Origin of the sequence: Marinobacterium rhizophilum (genome assembly GCF_024397915.1) — a bacterium.
GTDB classification, from domain to species: Bacteria; Pseudomonadota; Gammaproteobacteria; order Pseudomonadales; family Balneatricaceae; genus Marinobacterium_A; species Marinobacterium_A rhizophilum_A.
In genome coordinates this window covers 1,985,513-2,003,651 of record NZ_CP073347.1, presented here as the reverse complement: position 1 = coordinate 2,003,651, position 18,139 = coordinate 1,985,513, and the positions used below count along the sequence as shown (strand labels likewise).

The window sequence follows — 18,139 nt, the reverse complement described above, 5'->3', positions numbered from 1 at the left end:
CCAGACACTGCCTCGGGGCCTGTACAGCACACTTAACTGAACAGGGCTTCGTAGCCAAATAGCACCAGGCAATCCAGACCGTAAAGTCCCAGCGCAAAACGCCAGTTCCAGCCAAAAAAGCGCAGGCAGTTAATGCCAAAGCGTCCCTGCATCGCCAGGTGAGTGCCGGAGCAGGGCGACACAATCACCCCCAGCGACCAGCTCATCAGGATGGCAAGGCCCAGCAGGTTGGGGTCGGTAACGACGGGCATCAGCATGCCCGCCAGGCTGCTGACGCTAATCACCGGATGTATGCCGACTATGGCAAGCAGTGCGCTAAACCCTACCAGGCCCGCGGCCTCAGTCGCGCCAAAGTGCTGCAGTGACAGCCTGATGCCACTGAAGTGTACCAGTGCCGAAATACCGGCCATCAACACGCCCGCAGCCAGGAATAGCAGCAGCTCGCCATGCATGCCGGGCAGAGCCTGCTCAATATGCTGGCGATAGCGCCGGACACCGTCGCCGTGACTCCGGTGAAGCAACAGCAGCAGCGGCAGGGTCAGGCTGCAGATCGTAATCAGGCTTAAAATCCCCAGCCAGGGCAGTAGCTGGTGCCCGGCAATGACCAGCAGTACCAGTGACAGGGGTATGCGCAATGCGTCGAGCTGCACGGGATAGCCGGCAAAGTCCGCGCTGTCGCGGCGACTTGTCAGGCCGTATCCAGCCAGTAACAGGGCCGGTACTGCCACGGCGAGGCCCGAGAGACTCAGCGGCAGCAGACCGGCTCCCGGCGCCAGGGTGAGCGCCACACCCATGGCGACAAAAAACGGCGACCAGAGTGCCGCAAGGCCAAAACCGCGGGACAGAACCAGCGCTTGCAGCGGCGTCAGCGGGCGCTCGCTGTGCAGGCGGTCACCAATAATGGTGAGTGCTGAAAAGTTGATCGCCGCACCGAACAGGTGGGTTCCCAGCAGTGTCTTGCACAGTGACGCGCGACCTCGGGGCAGGCTGTGGTTGCCCGCCGTGGCGGGAAGGGCAACCAGGCGCAAGAATCCAACGCCGACCAGCATGGCGATCAGTACCTGGCTGTTGGCCAGTGCCTGTGCGCCATATGTGGTCAGTTCGCCCTGGTACGCTGCCAGCAGCAAGCCGCTGCCGCCAAGGCCCAGCATCAGCATGACCTGAATACGCTGTATCCCGCCCAGGCGGGAAAACAGCAGCAGGCCGGCACTCCAGGCCAGGGCACCCGGAATCTGCGGCGCGACAGGTCCGCCCAGAGCGCCCGCAATCGAGCTGAGTGCCGCCGCGAACAGCAGCCAGCCGGCCAGTTGCGGGGCTGTTGCGCCACTGCGACGACAGGGTGCCTGCTGCGAGAGCAGGGGCTCAGTCACGGGTGCGGCAGCGTTCGGCCGGTACGCTCAGGGCGCGCAGCAGATAGCGCTTGAAGTCATCGGCCCAGGGTTGCTGCTCCAGCGCCTTTTCCATGCACAGGAGCCAGGCATCGCGCCCCAGGCTACCGATGCGCAGCTGGGCGTGGGCGGCGGGAATGCTGATGGGGCCGTATTTCTCGCGGTACAGTTTGGGGCCGCCGAGCCAGCCACTGAGAAAACAGCTCAGCTTGTCGCGTGATTCGGCCAGATCCTGCCGGTGCATGGCGCGGATATCCGCCGCCTGCGGCAGGGTTTCCATCTGGTCGTAAAAGGCATCCACCAGGCGGCGAATGCCATCAATGCCGCCGGCGGCCTGGTAGGAAGTGTCGCCGTCACCGTATTGCGGCCGGCCGGGTTCGGAAATCTGCATGCGGTGGATTACCCGTCTGACTGGGATAGGGGAAGCGTGCGCGAGGTGCAAAATGCGCCTGCCGGACGCCGTATTGTACGGTGCCAGGCCAGGCCGAATCAAAACCGGTGGGCGTCCAGTTCGATGGACAGAACCTGCTGGCCCAGAGTTACCACGCGGCCGCGGTAGCGGTTTTCTCCGGTTGCGGTAAATTCAAACTGGTAGCTGCGCCAGAATCGCAGGCTGCCGCGCGGGTCGCGCTTGAGCCAAATGGCTCGCAGCCCCACGCTGTCATCGAGCAGCTGTACATCCAGTTCTTCACAGCGTTTGCGCGTGGCCCGCAGGGCGCTTTCTCGAACTTTCTGTCCTTGCCACCAGTGAAGGCAGACGAAGCTGACCAGGCTGAGCCAGAACAGGTCCTGCAGCTCGATATTCATACAAGGGTATCCATAGGCTGGTTTTGCGCGGGCATGCGGAATCCGGGTGCTGATAATAGTTGATGGAAATGCTAGGGTATAGGGGTTGCTGCGGCGCAGCAGCCCAGCTGCGTCGGCAGTCCGGCGTCTGCCAAGTTGGCCCCCACCCTGAACGTTGTAATGAGACCCACCATGAGCGTGCTGCGATCCCTGGAAAACCTCAACTTCGACAACAGCTTTGCACGATTGCCGGAGCGATTCTACCAGATCACCGAACCGCAGCCGCTCAAGGGCGCCCACCTGATCAGTTTCAATACCGAAGTGGCGGCCCTGCTGGATCTTGATCCCTGCCAGGTGACGCCCGAGGCACTGGCGACTTACTTCGGTGGGCACGAGCCATTGCCGGGTTCGGAATCACTGGCCATGAAATACACCGGCCACCAGTTTGGCGTCTATAACCCGGACCTGGGTGATGGCCGCGGTCTGTTGCTGGGTGAAGTGCTCAACCAGGCGGGTGAGCGCTGGGACCTGCACCTCAAGGGTGCCGGCAAAACGGCCTTTTCCCGCTTTGGGGATGGCCGTGCGGTACTGCGCTCCAGCGTGCGTGAATATCTGGCGGGCGAGGCCATGCAGGGACTCGGTATCCCGACGACGCGGGCGCTGTGCCTGATTGGCAGCGATGACTACACGAGACGCGAGGGCATGGAGCCCTGCGCCATGCTGCTGCGTGTCAGCCGTTGTCACATCCGCTTTGGCCACTTCGAATACTTCTACTACCACCGTTTGCACGACGAGCTGAAACAGCTCGCCGATTACTGCATTGAGCGTTACTTCCCACACCTGGCGGCAGACGAAAATCCCTATCGATCGATGTTCGCCGAGGTGCTTGAAAGTACCGCGCAGCTGGTGGCACGCTGGCAGGCCTTTGGTTTTGTGCATGGTGTCCTGAATACCGACAACATGTCGCTGCTGAGCGAAACCTTCGATTACGGCCCCTACAGTTTTCTGGATGCCTACCAGCCCGACTATGTCAGCAACCAGAATGACCATCAGAAGCGCTATGCCTTCAAGGCGCAGCCGGGGGTTGTACTGTGGAACCTGGCCTGTCTTGGACAGGCGCTGTTGCCGCTGGTGGAGCGGGCGGACCTGGAGGCGCAGCTCGAGCGCTTTGGCGGCCTCTACGAGGCGGCGGAGCTGGCCCGTTACCGCGAACGCCTGGGGCTTTCATCGGTACAGGACGGGGATGCCGAGCTGGTGTCATCTCTCAAGACCCTGATGGCTGAGCAGCGCGTCGACATGACCCGTTTTTTCCGTGCCCTGAGCTGTCTGGACGGCTCTGACGGGGCGCTGGAAGCGGTGCTTGGGCTGTGGCCGCAACCTTCCAGGGTCACGGACTGGCTGTTGCAGTACCAGGCGCGGCTGGATGGTGACGGTGGCGATGGTGCACAGCGTCGCGGCCGCATGCTGGCAGTGAACCCTAAATACGTGCTGCGCAATTACATGAACGAAGAAGCCATTCGTGCGGCCCATCAGGGGGATTTTCAGCCGGTCAATGACCTCATGACCCTGCTGCGCAACCCCTATGCCGAACAGCCCGAGTTCGAGCGTTTTGCCGGTGAACCGCCGGACTGGGCGGGTGCCATCTGCCTCACCTGTTCATCCTGATGCGCCAGTTATAACGCTCACTTTGCTGATCGGCTCCGGTAGAGGCGCATCTAGGCTTGATTTACAATGGCGTGCTTACTGAGACCGGGTGGATATCGATGACAACGGATGTGGCGGGGTTTCTAGGGGAACACTGGATCAACCTGCTGGCACTGGGCTGGTTCCTGCTGTGCTTTCGCGGTTACATGACCTATGCGCAGGCCAAGGCAAAGACCACACCCTGCCTGGCGAGCGTGATGCATCTGTACCGGCTGGAGTGGATGCGGCACATGCTGATGCGTGAAAACAGGGTGCCCGACACCACGTCGATCGCCAACCTGGAGCGTACGGTGGCGTTCTTTGCCTCGACCACCATCCTGATACTGGCCGGTCTCATGACGCTGCTGAATGTGTCCGATGAGGCCATGAACATTGTGCGGGACATTCCGTATGCCTATCCCCTCACGGCCGGCGAGTGGGAGCTCAAGTTGCTGCTGCTGATCCTGCTGTTTGTCTATTCGTTCTTCAAGTTTACCTGGAGCCTGCGCCAATACGGCTTTTCCTCGGTGATGATCGGCGGTGCCCCCTTGCCGAGCGAGTCGCTCTCTGAGCAGCGTCTGCATGCCCACGCGGACCGTATCGCTGACATGACCTCGCTGGCGGCCAACAATTTCAATACCGGTCTGCGTACCTACTATTTTTCCATCGCGGTGCTGGGCTGGTTCATCAATCCCTGGCTGTTCATGCTGATGTCCGGTGTCGTTGTTATCGTCCTTTATCGACGAGAGTTCGTGTCCAAGGCGCTCCAGACCATGATGATGAGCATCGAAGTCGAGCGCTGAAACAGTGCTGTGTGAAGGTGCTGTTAAAATCCGCTTTGCATTCAGGGCTTGAAATCGATTCTGCCGGCCCCATCTCTGGAACACAGGCGAGTTACCTGAAATTGTTGCAGAACCAAGGGCCTATATATTCATGAGCACTGAAACCCAGAAAGAAACTCTCGGATTCCAGACGGAAGTGAAGCAGCTGCTTCATCTGATGATTCACTCCCTGTATTCGAACAAGGAAATCTTCCTGCGGGAACTGATTTCCAACGCATCGGATGCGGCCGAAAAGCTGCGCTTTGAGGCGCTGTCCAACGCCGATCTGTACGAAAATGACGGCGATCTGCGCATTCGCGTCAGCTTCGATGAAGCCGCCAAGACCATCACCATCGACGACAACGGCATCGGCATGAGCCGCCAGGATGTTATCGATCACCTGGGCACCATCGCCAAGTCCGGCACCTCCGGTTTCCTGTCCCAGCTGACCGGCGACCAGAAAAAGGACAGCCAGCTGATTGGCCAGTTCGGTGTGGGCTTCTACTCGGCCTTTATCGTTGCCGACAAGGTGGATGTCTTTACCCGTCGTGCAGGCCTTTCGAGCGCCGAAGGCGTGCACTGGTCGTCCAGGGGCGAGGGCGAATTCAGCATCGCCACGCTGGAAAAAGAAGCGCGTGGTACCACCATCGTGCTGCACCTGAAGGAAGAGGAAAGCGAGTTTGCCAACAGCTGGCGCCTGCGCGAACTGGTCCGCAAGTATTCCGATCACATCGCACTGCCGGTACTGATGCAAAAGGATGCGGTTGAGCCCGAGGAGCCGGAAGAGGGCCAGGAACCTGCACAGGTGGAGGCGCCGCAGGACGAGACGGTCAACAGCGCCACGGCCCTCTGGACCCGCAGCAAGAGCGAACTGACGGACGAGGAGTATTCCGAGTTCTACAAGCATGTATCCCATGATTTCAATGATCCGCTGACCTGGTCCCACAGCAAGGTTGAAGGCAACCTGGAATACAGCTCGCTGCTGTACGTACCGGAAAAAGCCCCCTACGACCTGTGGAATCGCGAAGCGCCGCGCGGCCTGAAGCTTTACATCCAGCGTGTGTTCATCATGGACCAGGCAGACCAGTTCCTGCCGCTGTACCTGCGCTTTATCAAGGGCGTGGTGGACTCCAGCAACCTGTCGCTGAACATTTCCCGCGAGATCCTGCAAAAGGACCCGCATGTCGATAAGCTGCGTGCGGCCCTGAGCAAGCGTGCGCTGGACATGCTGGGCAAGCTGGCCAAGAACGACGCCGACAAGTACCAGGCGTTCTGGAAGGAGTTCGGCCAGGTCCTCAAGGAAGGCCCGGCGGAAGATCAGCCCAACCGCGAAAAGGTACTCAAGCTGCTGCGCTTCGCCTCCACCCATTCCGGTACCAGCGAGCAGAACGTCGGTCTGGAAGACTATGTGGCCCGCATGCAGGAAGGCCAGAGCAAGATCTACTACGTGGTGGCCGATTCCTTCAATGCCGCCAAGAGCAGCCCGCACCTGGAAATCTTCCGCAAGAAGGGCATCGAAGTGCTGCTGCTGACCGATCGCATTGACGAGTGGATGATGAGCCATCTGTTCGACTTTGACGGCAAGTCTTTCCAGGACGTCAGCAAGGGCGAGCTGGATCTGGGCGAGGTTGAAAACGAGGAAGAGAAGGCCGCCCAGGAAGAAACCGCCAAGGAGCTGTCTGGCCTGGTTGAGCGCCTCAAGACCCAGCTGGGTGATCGCGTATCCGATGTGCGCATCACGCACCGCCTGACCGACTCCCCGGCCTGCGTGGTGCTGGGCAGCTACGACATGGGCGCGCAGATGCGTCGCATCATGGAAGCCGCCGGCCAGCCGGTGCCCGAAGTGAAGCCGGTGTTCGAACTCAACCCTGCGCATCCGCTGATTCAAAAGCTGGACCAGGAAGTGGACGAGGACCGCTTTGGCGAGCTGTCCCTGGTGATCTTTGATCAGGCCGGCCTTGCCGCTGGTGGTCAGCTGGATGATCCGGCCGCCTACGTGACACGCCTGAACAAGCTGCTGCTTGAACTGAGCCAGTAAGCTTTAAACGGGACTAGAAAGCGGCCTTCCCGGGCCGCTTTTTTTTTGGGTTTTCTGCAGGGCTCAGGGCACCTGATCAGCCTTTTATCGGGCCCGGTATCGGTAGCGGAGCGCTTGTGTCCCCAGCCCTTTCAGGATGCTGGCAATTTGCCGTCAAATCGGTGACACTCGGCTTTAGTGACTTATTTGGCAAGCAGCTCAGGTTAACCATGTCTGTTATTCGACAATCCATGATTCCCCGCGGTATCCGGCCCTGCCCAGGCAAGGCCCGTACTGTCCTGATGCCTGTGCGGTGTCGGGAGGCGGGTGCCATCCCGGAGCTGACGCCCCTGCGGTCAGACCCCTGAGCCACTGCTGGATTATCCAGGCGGGCCTTCGGGTCCGCCTTTTTTTTACCCGTGAAAACACCCTGAGATTCCCCCTCTGCCGGGGGCCTTTTTAAACCGATGATTTGAGAGAGCCGCTCCATGGAACAGACCGTACAGGACGAGCAGATGCAGCTGATTGTTCAGCGCCTGCACAAACTGCAGCATGACCTGAGTGAAGAGATCGATGGCCTGCGCGAGATGCTGGCCCAGGTCGGTGGTGATCGTGAGCAGTTCGATACGAGCGAGCGCAGCGACGCCCTGCAGCAGCGCAATATGGCCAAGGCTAACGTCACGCTGAGCGAGCGGCGACTGCGCCTGGTGGAGGCGGCACTGAGGCGCATTGCCGAAGGGGACGAGGACTTTGGCTACTGTCGCAGTTGTGACGCCGAGATTCCCTTCGCCCGCCTGAGTGTAAGGCCCGAGTCGCCCCTGTGCCTGAATTGTCAGCAGCAGCAAGAAGTGCGTTAAGCGCCGTTCGTGGTTGTCGTGGCTGGCAGGTATAATGCGGGGAAAACAAGATCCGCCCCCGGCGATGGAACCTGATCATGAGCCATGAACTCTCCAATCTGCGCAAATTCGTTGCCCCCGAAATTCTCTTTGGCGCCGGCGCCCGCAAGGCGGTGGCCAACTACGCCAGAACCTTCGGGGCGCGCAAGGTGCTGCTGGTATCCGATCCCGGCGTGCAGCAGGCGGGCTGGGTGGCGGATGTCGAGCAGACGCTGCGTGAGGCCCTGATCGAATGCGTCCTCTACACCGAGGTATCGCCCAATCCGCGCTCCGAGGAGGTCATGCGCGGTGCCGCACTGTACGACAGCGAGGGCTGCAACCTGATCGTTGCGGTGGGTGGCGGCAGCCCGATGGACTGTGCCAAGGGTATCGGTATTGTCAGCAGTCATGGCCGGCACATTCTGGAGTTCGAGGGCGTGGATACCCTCAGTGTGCCGATTCCGCCGCTGATCCTGATTCCCACCACCTCCGGGACTTCGGCGGATGTGTCCCAGTTCGCCATCATCAATGACGAATACGAGCGCGTGAAAATCTCCATTGTCAGCAAGTCGGTGGTGCCGGATGTGTCGCTTATCGACCCCGAAACCACCATGACGATGGACCCCTTCCTGACCGCCTGTACCGGTGTCGATGCGCTGGTACACGCCATCGAGGCGTTCGTCTCAACCGGCTCCGGTCCCATGACCGACATGCATGCGCTGGATGCAATCCGCCTGATCAATGGCAACCTGGCCGATTTGATTCGTCATCCCGACGACCTGCACCTGCGCGAGCAGGTCATGCTTGGCAGCATGAAGGCGGGGCTGGCGTTCTCCAATGCGATCCTGGGGGCCGTGCATGCCATGTCCCACAGTCTGGGAGGCTACCTCGACCTGCCCCACGGGCTCTGCAATGCCATGCTGCTGGAGCACGTGATCGACTTCAACTATCGGGAAACGCCGGACAAGTTCAAGGTTATCGCCGATACCCTGGGCGTGGATGTGCGCGGCATGAACAGCAGCGAGATCCGCAAGCGGCTGATGCAGCGCATTATCGGGCTCAAGCAGGAAGTCGGGCTTGGCGAGTCGCTCGGTGTCTTCGGGGTTAATGTCAGTGACATACCCTCGCTGTCAAAAAATGCCATCAAGGATCCCTGCATACTGACCAATCCGCGCAAGTCATCCCGGCGCGATGTCGAGGTTCTGTATGAAGAAGCGCTCTGACCTGGCAGCCAGCGGGGAGCAGAATGCGGCGACTTTCGAGGACCTGATTGGCCTTGGCAGTCAGTCGGCCCGAAAAAGCTATTACCCGGAACTCGAACGCAAGGTCCACGAGCTCGAGCAGGAGCGCAATCGCTACAAGTGGCTGTTTGAAAATGCCTTGCACGGTATTTTCCGCGCCGATATGGCGGGCGGTATCCAGGTGGCCAACCCCGCCATCGCCCGGCTGTGCGGCTATGCCTCACCGGCCGAGGTGATCGCCCGGGTGCGGGACCTGCCCACCCAGCTGTTTGTCGATCCGGGCGAATTCGCCGCCATCCGCCAGATGCTGCTGGCGAGCCAGCGGCTGATTGGTTACGAAACCCGTCTGCGCTGCCGTGACGGTGGCACCGTGGATGTGGCCATGAATATTCTGCTCAAGCAGGGTGAGGGCGGCGAGATTATCGAAGCCTTTGTGGCGGACTACACCGAGCGCAAGCGTGCCCGCGAGCGCCTGCAGCAGCTCAATGCCGAACTGGAGCAACGCGTCGCCGAACGCACCGAGGAGCTGCTTGAGCTGAATGAACAGCTGCGCCTGGCGCGGGATGCGGCCCAGGCGGCCAACCAGAGCAAGGACAAATATCTGGCGGCGGCCAGTCATGATCTGCTGCAGCCGATGAACGCCGCGCGGCTGCTGGTGTCCACCCTGCGCGAGCGCGAACTGGCCGGGCAGGACGGTTACCTGATCGAACGGATACACCTGGCGCTGGAGGGGGCCGAGGATCTGCTGACCGACCTGCTGGATATCTCGAGGCTGGATCAGAACGCGGTGCGCCCCGACCTGGCCGAGTTTTCCCTGCAATCCATTCTTGAGCCGCTGGCCGCCGAGCTGCAGCCGGTGGCGGCAAGTGAAGGGCTGCAGCTGCGGTTGCAGTCCAGCAGTTTGACCATACGCAGCGACAGTCGCCTATTGACGCGCATTCTGCGCAACTTTCTCAGCAATGCGCTGCGTTATACCCCCCGCGGCAAGGTGGTGCTGGGGGTGCGCAATCGAGGCGACCGGGTCAGTATCCAGGTGTGGGATAGCGGGGACGGCATCGCCGACTCCAAACTGGAGGATATCTTCTGCGAATTTCACCAGCTGCCGGACCACCATGCCGGTGATAGACGCGGTGTGGGGCTGGGGCTGGCGATCGTGGATCGTATCGCCCGGGTGCTGGAGCATCCTATCGAGGTCCGTTCAACCCAGGGCAGGGGATCGATGTTCGCCGTGGAGGTGCCGCGGGTGGCGGGGTCTGTGCCGGTTGCGGTACCGGTACAGCCTGGTGTGCCCGCGGATACGCTGGCGGGCACCCGGGTGCTGGTGGTCGACAATGACGAGAGCGTGCTGCTGAGCATGTGTGCGCTGCTGGAGCAGTGGGGTTGCGAGCTCAGTGTGGCGCGTGACGTCGATGCCGCCCTGGCGCTCTGCCGGGATTGCGCAGGGGAAGGTCACGAGGCGAGGCCGCAACTGTTGCTGGCCGACTACCACCTGGACTGGGGCCGCACCGGGCTGGAGGTCGTACAGGCGTTGCGCCAGCTCTATGGATCGGAGTTTCCGGCCGCCATGATCACGGCGGATCGTTCTGCCGATACCCTCAGGTTGTTCCGTGAGCAGGACTTGCCGGTACTGCCAAAGCCCGTACGCCCGGGTAAGTTGCGGGCGCTGCTGACGCATCTGCTGCAGGCGCCGGCGCCGACACAGCGGGGAGCCTGATGCGCAATGCATCAGGCGACGCGTTCGATTTCCGCTAGCATGCGCGTGATTTCCAGCCCGACCTGCTGCAGGGCGTGATCCTGGGTCGCGGAGGGTTTGTCCGAGTAATTCAGCCGCAGGCAATTGCGGTACTTCCCCGACGCAGAAAACAGTACGCCCGGCCCGATACGGATGCCGCTTGCGTCCAGTCGCTCGTTCAGTATCAGGGTATCGATGTCCCCCGGTAGCTCAACCCAGAGCAGAAAGCCGCCCTGGGGATAACTGATGCGCGTGTTGGCAGGGAAGTAGCGTTCCACCGCGGCGATCATCTGGTCCCGCCCGTCGAGGTACTGTGCCCGCATGCGCCGCAGGTGCCGTTCATAGCCGCCCTGCCTGATGAATTCGGCCACGGCCAGCTGGGGCAGGGTGGCGCAGGCGGCGGTGCCGACATATTTCATGTGCAGCACCTGATCCCGGTAACGCCCCGGCGCCACCCACCCTACGCGCAGTCCGGGGGCCAAGGCCTTGGAGAAGGAGCTGCACAGCAGTACCCGGCCATCGGTGTCGAACGACTTGATGGCGCGCGGGCGGGGAAACTGGAAGCTCAGGTCGCCGTATATATCATCCTCGATGATGGCCACATCAAAGCGCTGGGCCAGGGTAACCAGCTGGCGCTTGCGGGCTTCGGGCATGGTGTAGCCCAGCGGGTTGTTACAGGTCGGGGTTACCTGAATGGCCCGAATCGGCCACTGTTCCAAAGCCAGTTCCAGTGCTTCGAGGCTGATGCCATTCACCGCGTCCGTGGGAATCTCCATGGCCTTGAGGCCAAAGGCCTTGAGCGCCTGCATGGAGCCGAAAAAGCTCGGCGAGTCCACCGCCACCACATCGCCGGGCTGAGTGACCGCGCGGAGGCTGGCGGACAGCGCTTCCTGGCAGCCGGTGGTGATGACGATGTCGTCGGGGTGCAGGGTGCAGCCGGCGTCTATCGTCAGGCGCGCAACCTGCTGACGCAGTTCCGGCGAGCCCTGCAGGCTGTCGTAGGCGAAGCCGCGCAGGCCGTCGCCGCGCCTGCCCTCTGACAGTGCGCGCTGCAACGGCTTGAGCGTCGTGGCGGTGATATCCGGCATGCCGCGCCCCAGTGCCATTATGCCCGGTGTTTCGCCGGAGCAGAGCAGGCTCAGGACCTGGTCCCAGTGGGACACTTCCAGCGGCCGCTGTGCCGGTCGGCTGATATCGGGCAGTTGCGGCGTTGCCGGTCGCAGGCGCACATAGTAGCCGGACTTGGGTTTTGGCTGGGCCAGCCCCTGGTCCTCCAGCAGCCGGTAGGCTTCCTGCACGGTGGCAATGCTGACGCCATGCTCACGGCTCAGGGCGCGAATGGAGGGCAGCCGGTCGCCACAGCGGTAAAAGCCCTGTTCGATGCGTGAACTCAGCTCGGCCGCGACCTGCTCGTAGAGTTTCATTACAGATACTCCTACTCCGGTAAATATCAGTACAGATTGATTTTAAATTAGCAGTACAGTGCAGAATTCACAATAACTGTACTGGGTAATTGATTTTATTTTGGATCTGTAATGGTTTTTCCCCGTTCGATACGCTGTACAACATCAACGACAGGAGGGTGAAACCATGTTGAGTATTGAGCTGTTCCATCGCTTGTGGGAAAGCCTGCGCCGTGCACGCCAGCGCTATTATCAGCGCCGTCAGCTGCTGGGTCTCGATGACTCTGTTCTCAAGGATATCGGGATCAGCCGTGCAGATGCGTTCCTTGAAGGCAGCAAGCACTTTTGGCAGAAGTGACAGCGGATCAGTGGGCGGCGTCCGTGCCTCTTGTTCCAGGAGGCGGGATCTGTGCCGCCCATATCGAGATTAGCCGGGAGTCCATAAAGCATGCAAAAACTCCGTTTTCATACCCTGGATGTCTTTACCGACAGCCCCTTCAGCGGTAACCCGCTGGCCGTCTTTACCGATGCAGACGCACTGCCGACAACCCTGATGCAGCAAATTGCCCGTGAACTCAACCTGTCCGAAACCGTGTTTGTCGGTGCAGGCCAGCCGGGTAACCATTTCCCCATGCGCATCTTTACGCCAGGGGGCGAGATTCCCTTTGCGGGTCACCCCACGATTGGCACGGCCCTGCTGCTGTCCGAGCTTGAACTGCTTGACCCGCAGCAGCGCGGAGCCCTGGTGCTGGAGCAGCGCGTGGGCCCTGTGCCGGTGCAGCTTGAAGGCTTGGGTGCAGGCGCGGTGGCGCGCCTGCGTACCGCCAGGCTGCCGGAGATTTCAAGCAGCACGCTGAAGCGGCATGAGGCGGCAGCGCTGCTGGGTCTGCAGCCCGAACAGCTGGTGGCGGATCCGGTGGTTGCTGGCTGTGGCCTGCCATTTGTGCTGCTGCAGATCAGGGATGTGGCGGCGCTTGGGTCCATTAGCCTGGATCTGTCGCTGTGGCGCCGGTTGCTTGGGGCCCAGCCGGTTTCCAACCTGTACTGTTTTAGCCTGCAAGGTGGCGAGGCGGTACGTGCCCGCATGTTCGATCCGGCCAACAGTATTCCCGAGGACCCGGCGACCGGGTCTGCCGCCGCCGCGCTGGCCGGTTACCTTGCGATACAGGCTGCAGCGCCTGGAAGTTATCGGCTGCGGATTGAGCAGGGTCTTGAAATGGGGCGCGCGAGCCTGATGCTGACCAGGGTCGAGGTGGGGCCTGAAGGCCCTGAGGCCGTGTACGTCGAAGGCCAGGCTCGGCGCATAAGCGAGGGCGCCTTCCTGCTGGGTTGAGTCTCGATGGTGGCTGCCCGGCGGCCAGCGGTCGCCCTGGGCGGTGAAATACGCTCTGAAACTCGCTATGCTTTGTTCTAACCCATGCGCCAATTAGAACAATTGCAGTAGGAGCGCTTATGTTTCAGGAATTTCGCCATTTGCGGGTGCAGGACACGTCGGACGTCGATCACCTGCTGTCGCCCACCCAGGTTCACCAGCCATCCACCCTGCGCAGCCCGGCGCTGGAAGTCATGACCGATTTTATCGAAACTGCTCCGGTGACCGTCTCGGGCCAGCTGGGCGTCGATGAAGCGCTGGAGTGGATGAAAAGTCAGCATGTTCGCATGCTGTTTGTCGTTGATGACAGGGATCGGTTTGTCGGTGTCATTACCGCACGGGATATTGCCGGTACCCGGGTTATGGCCTACGCGCAGCAAAACGGCATTGCCCGCGCCGAGGTGCAGGTGCGCCATGTCATGCACGGCAAGGAACAGATCCGGGGCCTGACGTTCGAGCAGGTATCCGATGCCACCATCGGTGACCTGATGCTCACCATGCAGGGCTCCGGCGATCAGCACGTGGTGGTGATCGATGAGGGTTACGCCGGGGTGAAACGGGTGCGCGGTGTTATTTCGGCCAGCGATATTTCACGCCTGCTCAAGGTCAGCTTTGAAATCATGTACGAGGCCAAGACCTTCGCCGAGATTGAAAAGATCGTGGCCCACGGCGGGGAGCTCTGAGCCCCGACAGCTCAGTGCTCGCGACCGGGCCGCAAGGCGGTTTTTCAATTCAGCAAGCAAAAGGTTTGCGCCCCGAATGCATTGCTCTATACTCCGCGAAAATTCAGAAAAGAACCCGCGCTGATGCCATCACTGCGGGTTCTTTTTTATGGGGCCCAGACGACGCCGTCCATCCGATCTGTTCGGCTGTTGTGTGACTGGGGTTCCAACCACCGCATATAGAGAGGTGCTGTGCTCAATGAAGCTGCCAGAACATATCAGTCCCGAACAGTGGCAACGTGCCAAGGCGATTGCCGACAGCAGGGAGACCCCCTGTCTGGTGATCGATCTGGACAATATCCGTCAGAAATACATGCAGCTTGAGCAGGGTTTCGATTACGCCCGGGTATTCTATGCGGTGAAGGCAAATCCGGCGGATGAGGTTATTGCATTGCTGGCACAGCTGGGCTCCAATTTCGATATCGCCTCGATCTACGAACTGGACAAGGTCATGAAGCACGGCGTTGATCCCGCGCGCATGAGCTTTGGCAATACCATCAAGAAAGCCCGCGATATCCGTTATTTCTACGACAAGGGCGTACGCCTCTATGCCACGGATTCCGAGGCCGACCTGCGCAATATCGCGGCCCAGGCGCCGGGCGCTCGCGTCTATATCCGGGTGCTGACCGAGGGGTCCGAAGGCGCCGACTGGCCCCTGTCGCGCAAGTTTGGCTGCAACCCGGAAATGGCCGTGGAGCTTGCGGTACTGGCCCGGGATCTTGGGCTGGTGCCCTGGGGCATTTCCTTCCACGTCGGCTCGCAGCAACGGGATATCGACGTCTGGGATGGTGCCATTGCCAAGGTCAAGGTGATTTTCGAGCGCCTACTGAGTGAATACGGTATCGGGCTGAAGATGATCAACATGGGCGGCGGCTTCCCGGCCAACTACCTGCACAAGGCGAACGAGTTTGCCGTCTACGTGCAGGAAATTACCCGCTTTCTGAAAGAGGATTTCGGCGATGACGTGCCCGAGATTATTCTGGAGCCGGGACGTTCCCTGGTCGGGGATGCCGGTATTCTGGTGTGCGAGGTCGTGCTGATTTCACGCAAGTCCTCCACGGCGCTGGAGCGCTGGGTGTTCACCGATGTGGGCAAGTTCAATGGCCTGATCGAAACGCTGGACGAGGCCATCAAGTACCCGCTGGCCAGCGAGCGCGATGATGATCCCGAGGCGGAGTTCGAAGAAGTGATTCTGGCGGGGCCGACCTGCGACAGCGTCGACATCATGTACGAAAGCTATCGCTACCAGTTGCCGCTGTCACTGGAGATGGGGGATCGGCTGTACTGGTTTTCCACCGGCGCCTACACCACCAGTTACAGCTCGGTGGAGTTCAATGGCTTTCCGCCACTGAAGTACTATGTCGTCTAGCAGGAGGCAACGCTGCCGGTTGTGATTCTGCAAACGGGGCGTCCGAATGGGCGCCCTGTTTTGTGTGGGTCAGGCTTCGAGACGGATAATATCCGGGTGCTTTTGCAGGGTGTCAATCAGCTGCTGCATTTCGGCATCGGTGCCAATGCTGATGCGCAGGTGGTTGTCGATCAGCGGGCGGCTGAAATGCCGCACCAGCAGGCCGTTGGCGCGCAGGTAGCCCATCAGTTCCGCCCCTTCCAGATAACGGTGCTGGGCGAAAACGAAGTTGGTGCACGAGGGCAGCACCAGAAAGCCCAGCGCCTGGAGCTCGTTGCAGGTCCATTCCCGCGTCGCAATGATGCGATCGGTGGTGCTGCGAAAGTAGGCTTCGTCCTCGATGGCCGCGACGCCGGCGCTGATGGCAAGCATGTCCAGCGGGTAGGAGTTGAAACTGTTCTTGACCCGCTCCAGCCCGTCGATCAGGTCGGGGTGGCCCATGGCGAAGCCAATGCGCAGTCCCGCCAGGGAGCGTGATTTGGAGAAGGTCTGCACCACCAGCAGGTTGTCGTAGCGCTGCGTCAGGGCAACGGCGCTCTGGGCACCAAAGTCGACGTAGGCTTCGTCCACCACCACCACGGAATCCGTATTGCGCTGCAGGAGGGCTTCGATCTCCTTGAGGTCCAGGGCGCGGCCGGTGGGGGCGTTGGGGTTGGCGAAAATAATGCCGCCGTTGGTCTGACTGTAGTCCTCAAGGCAGATGCTGAAATCGGCCTGCAGCGGGATTTCCTGGTAGCGGATGTCATACAGGTTGCAGTACACATCATAAAAGCTGTAGCTGATATTGGGCATCAGCAGCGGTGCATCCTGGCGGAAAAAAGCCATAAAGGTATGCGCCAGCACTTCGTCGGAACCATTGCCGACAAAGACGTTCTCCCGGGCAATGCCGTGGTAATCCGCCAGTGCCTGCTTGAGCGCCCTTGCATCCGGATCCGGATAGAGCCGAAGGCGGTCAAGGTCGAAGTCCTGCAGTGCCTGCATGACTGCGGGCGAGGGCGGGTAGGGGTTTTCGTTGGTATTCAGTTTCACGATCTGCTGCGCCTTGGGCTGCTCTCCCGGGACATAGGGGACCAGGTGCTTGATCGCGTCACTCCAGAATTTACTCATAGCGGTGCTTTCACAGGGTAGGTTATAAGGGCGCCGTGGCGATACTCGGATTGGCGCCTAGGATAGCAGGTTGGCCGGCAAACGGCCTAGCGGGCAGTTGTAATCGCAGGAGAGGGGTAAAGTCAGCCGGCGTCCCACAGGCACCGGGGGCGCCGGCTGAGCGTTGGGTCAGGCATGCCCTGAATACAGGGCAGGTCTGATCCGTTGCAGTAGAGTCGCAGGCTGGGTAAAAGTTCAGTGTCCCCAGGAGCCGTGAAGGTTTTAATTGCAGTACGGGCCCATGGCAGCAACGGCCAGGGCGGATTCGTGGTTTTGCGCCAGTTTGGTATAATGCCGCGCCTGTTTAACTCTGCTCCGGGATTACGCCCCGGACCGCAAGATGGAATTGACATGACTCAGATAGTTGTTTGTGCGCTGTACAAGTTTGCGACCCTGGAGGACTTCGAGTCCCTGCGCCAGCCCCTGCACGACCTGATGGAGACCCAGGGCGTGCGCGGCACGCTGCTGCTGGCCCGCGAGGGGGTCAATGGAACCGTCGCCGGCTCGCGTGCAGGAATCGATGCCGTGCTGGACTGGCTGCGCAGTGACTCAAGGCTTGCGGATCTCTCTCACAAGGAATCCTTCAGTGACGAGATGCCGTTTTACCGCACCAAGGTGAAACTGAAAAAGGAAATCGTCACCATGGGGGTGGAAGGCATAGACCCGCGCCAGGTGGTTGGCACCTACGTCAAGCCACAGGACTGGAACAGCCTGATTGCCGACCCGGATGTGGTGGTGGTGGATACCCGCAATGACTACGAGGTGCAGATCGGCACCTTTGCCCGTGCGGTGAACCCGCAGACCAAGACATTTCGCGAGTTTCCGGCATTCGTCAAACAGAATCTCGACCCTGCCAGGCACCCCAAGGTGGCCATGTTCTGCACCGGTGGTATCCGCTGCGAAAAATCCACCGCCTATTTGAAAGAGCAGGGATTTGACGAGGTGTATCACCTCGAGGGCGGCATCCTCAAATATCTCGAGGAAGTTCCGCAGGAGGAGTCGCTCTGGCAGGGTGAATGTTTCGTGTTCGATAACCGGGTCACGGTCAATCATGATCTGGAACCGGGCAGCTTCGAGCAATGCCATGCCTGCCGACTGCCGATTACCGAGGCTGATATGGCCAGCGATCAATACGTGGCCGGCGTCAGCTGCCCGCACTGTGCGGATGCCGTGTCTGAAGAGCAGCGTATGCGCTACGCACAGCGGGAGCTTCAGGTAAGGCTCGCCGAGCAGCGCGGGGAAGTGCACCTGGGGGCCGATGCCGCCAAGGCCATTCGCAAGCGCAAGGATGAAAAGAAGGCATTGCGGGCGCTTCAGGCGCAGCAGTCCTCCTGATACCGGCACGGGCAGAGACAGCGAATGGCTGTCTTTGCTGCTGCGTCTGCCGGGTTGTCAGCGCCAGAAATCCGTATCAATTGGGTCGCAGGGAGTGCCGCGGGTCGCTCACTCGATCTGTCTTTAATCGGCGACGTTCGTGTTGTTAAGCATGCCTGCACTCCTTACAATGGATTGCGTCGCGCTGCTCCCACATACGAACTGGACTCT

The 18,139-nt window shown here is 60.7% G+C and carries 16 protein-coding genes; 11 read left to right on the top strand and 5 right to left on the bottom strand.

What is annotated here, in order from left to right; all coding sequences use genetic code 11:
• Positions 1–32: 32 nt before the first annotated feature.
• The 3 genes from KDW95_RS08985 to KDW95_RS08975 all read right to left on the bottom strand — a co-directional run bounded on the left by KDW95_RS08985 (position 33) and on the right by KDW95_RS08975 (position 2,195).
• Positions 33–1,370 (bottom strand): hypothetical protein, encoded by a 1,338-nt coding sequence (locus tag KDW95_RS08985; RefSeq protein WP_255855940.1) that lies wholly within the window; start codon positions 1,368–1,370, stop codon positions 33–35.
• On the bottom strand, positions 1,363–1,779 hold the full coding sequence (locus tag KDW95_RS08980) for a group II truncated hemoglobin (RefSeq protein ID WP_255855939.1): 417 nt from the start codon (positions 1,777–1,779) through the stop codon (positions 1,363–1,365). The genes KDW95_RS08985 and KDW95_RS08980 overlap by 8 nt, the downstream gene beginning before the upstream one ends.
• Before the next feature lie 98 nt (positions 1,780–1,877).
• On the bottom strand, positions 1,878–2,195 hold the full coding sequence (locus tag KDW95_RS08975) for a DUF3301 domain-containing protein (RefSeq protein WP_255855938.1): 318 nt from the start codon (positions 2,193–2,195) through the stop codon (positions 1,878–1,880).
• Between the two features lie 171 nt (positions 2,196–2,366).
• Between KDW95_RS08975 and KDW95_RS08970 the strand changes: the two genes are divergently transcribed.
• From KDW95_RS08970 to KDW95_RS08945, 6 genes are all read left to right on the top strand, one after another.
• Complete coding sequence (locus KDW95_RS08970; RefSeq protein WP_255855937.1) at positions 2,367–3,839, top strand: protein adenylyltransferase SelO; 1,473 nt, start codon at positions 2,367–2,369, stop codon at positions 3,837–3,839.
• A gap of 98 nt (positions 3,840–3,937) precedes the next feature.
• Positions 3,938–4,660, top strand: a complete 723-nt coding sequence (locus KDW95_RS08965; RefSeq protein ID WP_255855936.1) for a DUF599 domain-containing protein — start codon at positions 3,938–3,940, stop codon at positions 4,658–4,660.
• A 130-nt stretch (positions 4,661–4,790) separates the two neighbouring features.
• The gene (htpG, locus tag KDW95_RS08960) at positions 4,791–6,716 is read left to right on the top strand and encodes a molecular chaperone HtpG (RefSeq protein ID WP_255855935.1); all 1,926 of its coding nucleotides are present in this window, start codon (positions 4,791–4,793) and stop codon (positions 6,714–6,716) included.
• 467 nt (positions 6,717–7,183) lie between these two features.
• Positions 7,184–7,552, top strand: coding sequence for a TraR/DksA family transcriptional regulator (locus tag KDW95_RS08955; RefSeq protein WP_255855934.1), 369 nt, complete (start codon positions 7,184–7,186; stop codon positions 7,550–7,552).
• Positions 7,553–7,629: 77 nt separating this feature from the next.
• A complete protein-coding gene (gene ercA / locus KDW95_RS08950) occupies positions 7,630–8,793 on the top strand; it encodes an alcohol dehydrogenase-like regulatory protein ErcA (protein ID WP_255855933.1) in 1,164 nt (387 codons plus the stop codon).
• Positions 8,777–10,525 (top strand): hybrid sensor histidine kinase/response regulator, encoded by a 1,749-nt coding sequence (locus KDW95_RS08945; protein ID WP_255855932.1) that lies wholly within the window; start codon positions 8,777–8,779, stop codon positions 10,523–10,525. The genes ercA and KDW95_RS08945 overlap by 17 nt, the downstream gene beginning before the upstream one ends.
• Positions 10,526–10,536: 11 nt before the next feature.
• On the opposite strand, the gene KDW95_RS08940 is transcribed toward KDW95_RS08945, so the two are convergent.
• Positions 10,537–11,967, bottom strand: a complete 1,431-nt coding sequence (locus KDW95_RS08940) for an aminotransferase-like domain-containing protein (protein ID WP_255855931.1) — start codon at positions 11,965–11,967, stop codon at positions 10,537–10,539.
• Positions 11,968–12,133: 166 nt separating this feature from the next.
• Between KDW95_RS08940 and KDW95_RS08935 the strand changes: the two genes are divergently transcribed.
• The 4 genes from KDW95_RS08935 (at position 12,134) to KDW95_RS08920 (ending at position 15,409) form a co-directional block, all read left to right on the top strand.
• Entirely contained in the window at positions 12,134–12,304 is a 171-nt protein-coding gene (locus KDW95_RS08935; protein ID WP_255855930.1) for a DUF1127 domain-containing protein, read from the top strand.
• Positions 12,305–12,394: 90 nt separating this feature from the next.
• Positions 12,395–13,279 (top strand): PhzF family phenazine biosynthesis protein, encoded by an 885-nt coding sequence (locus tag KDW95_RS08930; RefSeq protein ID WP_255855929.1) that lies wholly within the window; start codon positions 12,395–12,397, stop codon positions 13,277–13,279.
• Positions 13,280–13,398: 119 nt separating this feature from the next.
• Complete coding sequence (locus tag KDW95_RS08925) at positions 13,399–14,001, top strand: CBS domain-containing protein (protein ID WP_255855928.1); 603 nt, start codon at positions 13,399–13,401, stop codon at positions 13,999–14,001.
• 238 nt (positions 14,002–14,239) lie between these two features.
• Complete coding sequence (locus KDW95_RS08920; protein WP_255855927.1) at positions 14,240–15,409, top strand: type III PLP-dependent enzyme; 1,170 nt, start codon at positions 14,240–14,242, stop codon at positions 15,407–15,409.
• Positions 15,410–15,478: 69 nt separating this feature from the next.
• Here KDW95_RS08920 and hisC read toward each other — a convergent pair whose 3' ends face one another.
• Complete coding sequence (gene hisC / locus KDW95_RS08915; protein WP_255855926.1) at positions 15,479–16,555, bottom strand: histidinol-phosphate transaminase; 1,077 nt, start codon at positions 16,553–16,555, stop codon at positions 15,479–15,481.
• Between the two features lie 390 nt (positions 16,556–16,945).
• Here hisC and trhO point away from each other — a divergent pair, with 390 nt between their 5' ends.
• Positions 16,946–17,929 carry an oxygen-dependent tRNA uridine(34) hydroxylase TrhO gene (gene trhO, locus KDW95_RS08910; RefSeq protein ID WP_255855925.1) on the top strand — a complete coding sequence of 328 codons (984 nt, stop codon included), beginning with the start codon at positions 16,946–16,948 and terminating at the stop codon, positions 17,927–17,929.
• Positions 17,930–18,139 lie beyond the last annotated feature (210 nt).

Bases quoted from the DNA above. Each gene is read 5' to 3' on its own strand.
- KDW95_RS08980 (WP_255855939.1), bottom strand. From the start codon at position 1,779: ATGCAGATTTCCGAACCCGGCCGGCCGCAATACGGTGACGGCGACACT.
- KDW95_RS08975 (WP_255855938.1), bottom strand. From the start codon at position 2,195: ATGAATATCGAGCTGCAGGACCTGTTCTGGCTCAGCCTGGTCAGCTTC.
- KDW95_RS08970 (WP_255855937.1), top strand. From the start codon at position 2,367: ATGAGCGTGCTGCGATCCCTGGAAAACCTCAACTTCGACAACAGCTTT.
- KDW95_RS08965 (WP_255855936.1), top strand. From the start codon at position 3,938: ATGACAACGGATGTGGCGGGGTTTCTAGGGGAACACTGGATCAACCTG.
- htpG (WP_255855935.1), top strand. From the start codon at position 4,791: ATGAGCACTGAAACCCAGAAAGAAACTCTCGGATTCCAGACGGAAGTG.
- KDW95_RS08955 (WP_255855934.1), top strand. From the start codon at position 7,184: ATGGAACAGACCGTACAGGACGAGCAGATGCAGCTGATTGTTCAGCGC.
- ercA (WP_255855933.1), top strand. From the start codon at position 7,630: ATGAGCCATGAACTCTCCAATCTGCGCAAATTCGTTGCCCCCGAAATT.
- KDW95_RS08945 (WP_255855932.1), top strand. From the start codon at position 8,777: ATGAAGAAGCGCTCTGACCTGGCAGCCAGCGGGGAGCAGAATGCGGCG.
- KDW95_RS08940 (WP_255855931.1), bottom strand. From the start codon at position 11,967: ATGAAACTCTACGAGCAGGTCGCGGCCGAGCTGAGTTCACGCATCGAA.
- KDW95_RS08935 (WP_255855930.1), top strand. From the start codon at position 12,134: ATGTTGAGTATTGAGCTGTTCCATCGCTTGTGGGAAAGCCTGCGCCGT.
- KDW95_RS08930 (WP_255855929.1), top strand. From the start codon at position 12,395: ATGCAAAAACTCCGTTTTCATACCCTGGATGTCTTTACCGACAGCCCC.
- KDW95_RS08925 (WP_255855928.1), top strand. From the start codon at position 13,399: ATGTTTCAGGAATTTCGCCATTTGCGGGTGCAGGACACGTCGGACGTC.
- KDW95_RS08920 (WP_255855927.1), top strand. From the start codon at position 14,240: ATGAAGCTGCCAGAACATATCAGTCCCGAACAGTGGCAACGTGCCAAG.
- hisC (WP_255855926.1), bottom strand. From the start codon at position 16,555: ATGAGTAAATTCTGGAGTGACGCGATCAAGCACCTGGTCCCCTATGTC.
- trhO (WP_255855925.1), top strand. From the start codon at position 16,946: ATGACTCAGATAGTTGTTTGTGCGCTGTACAAGTTTGCGACCCTGGAG.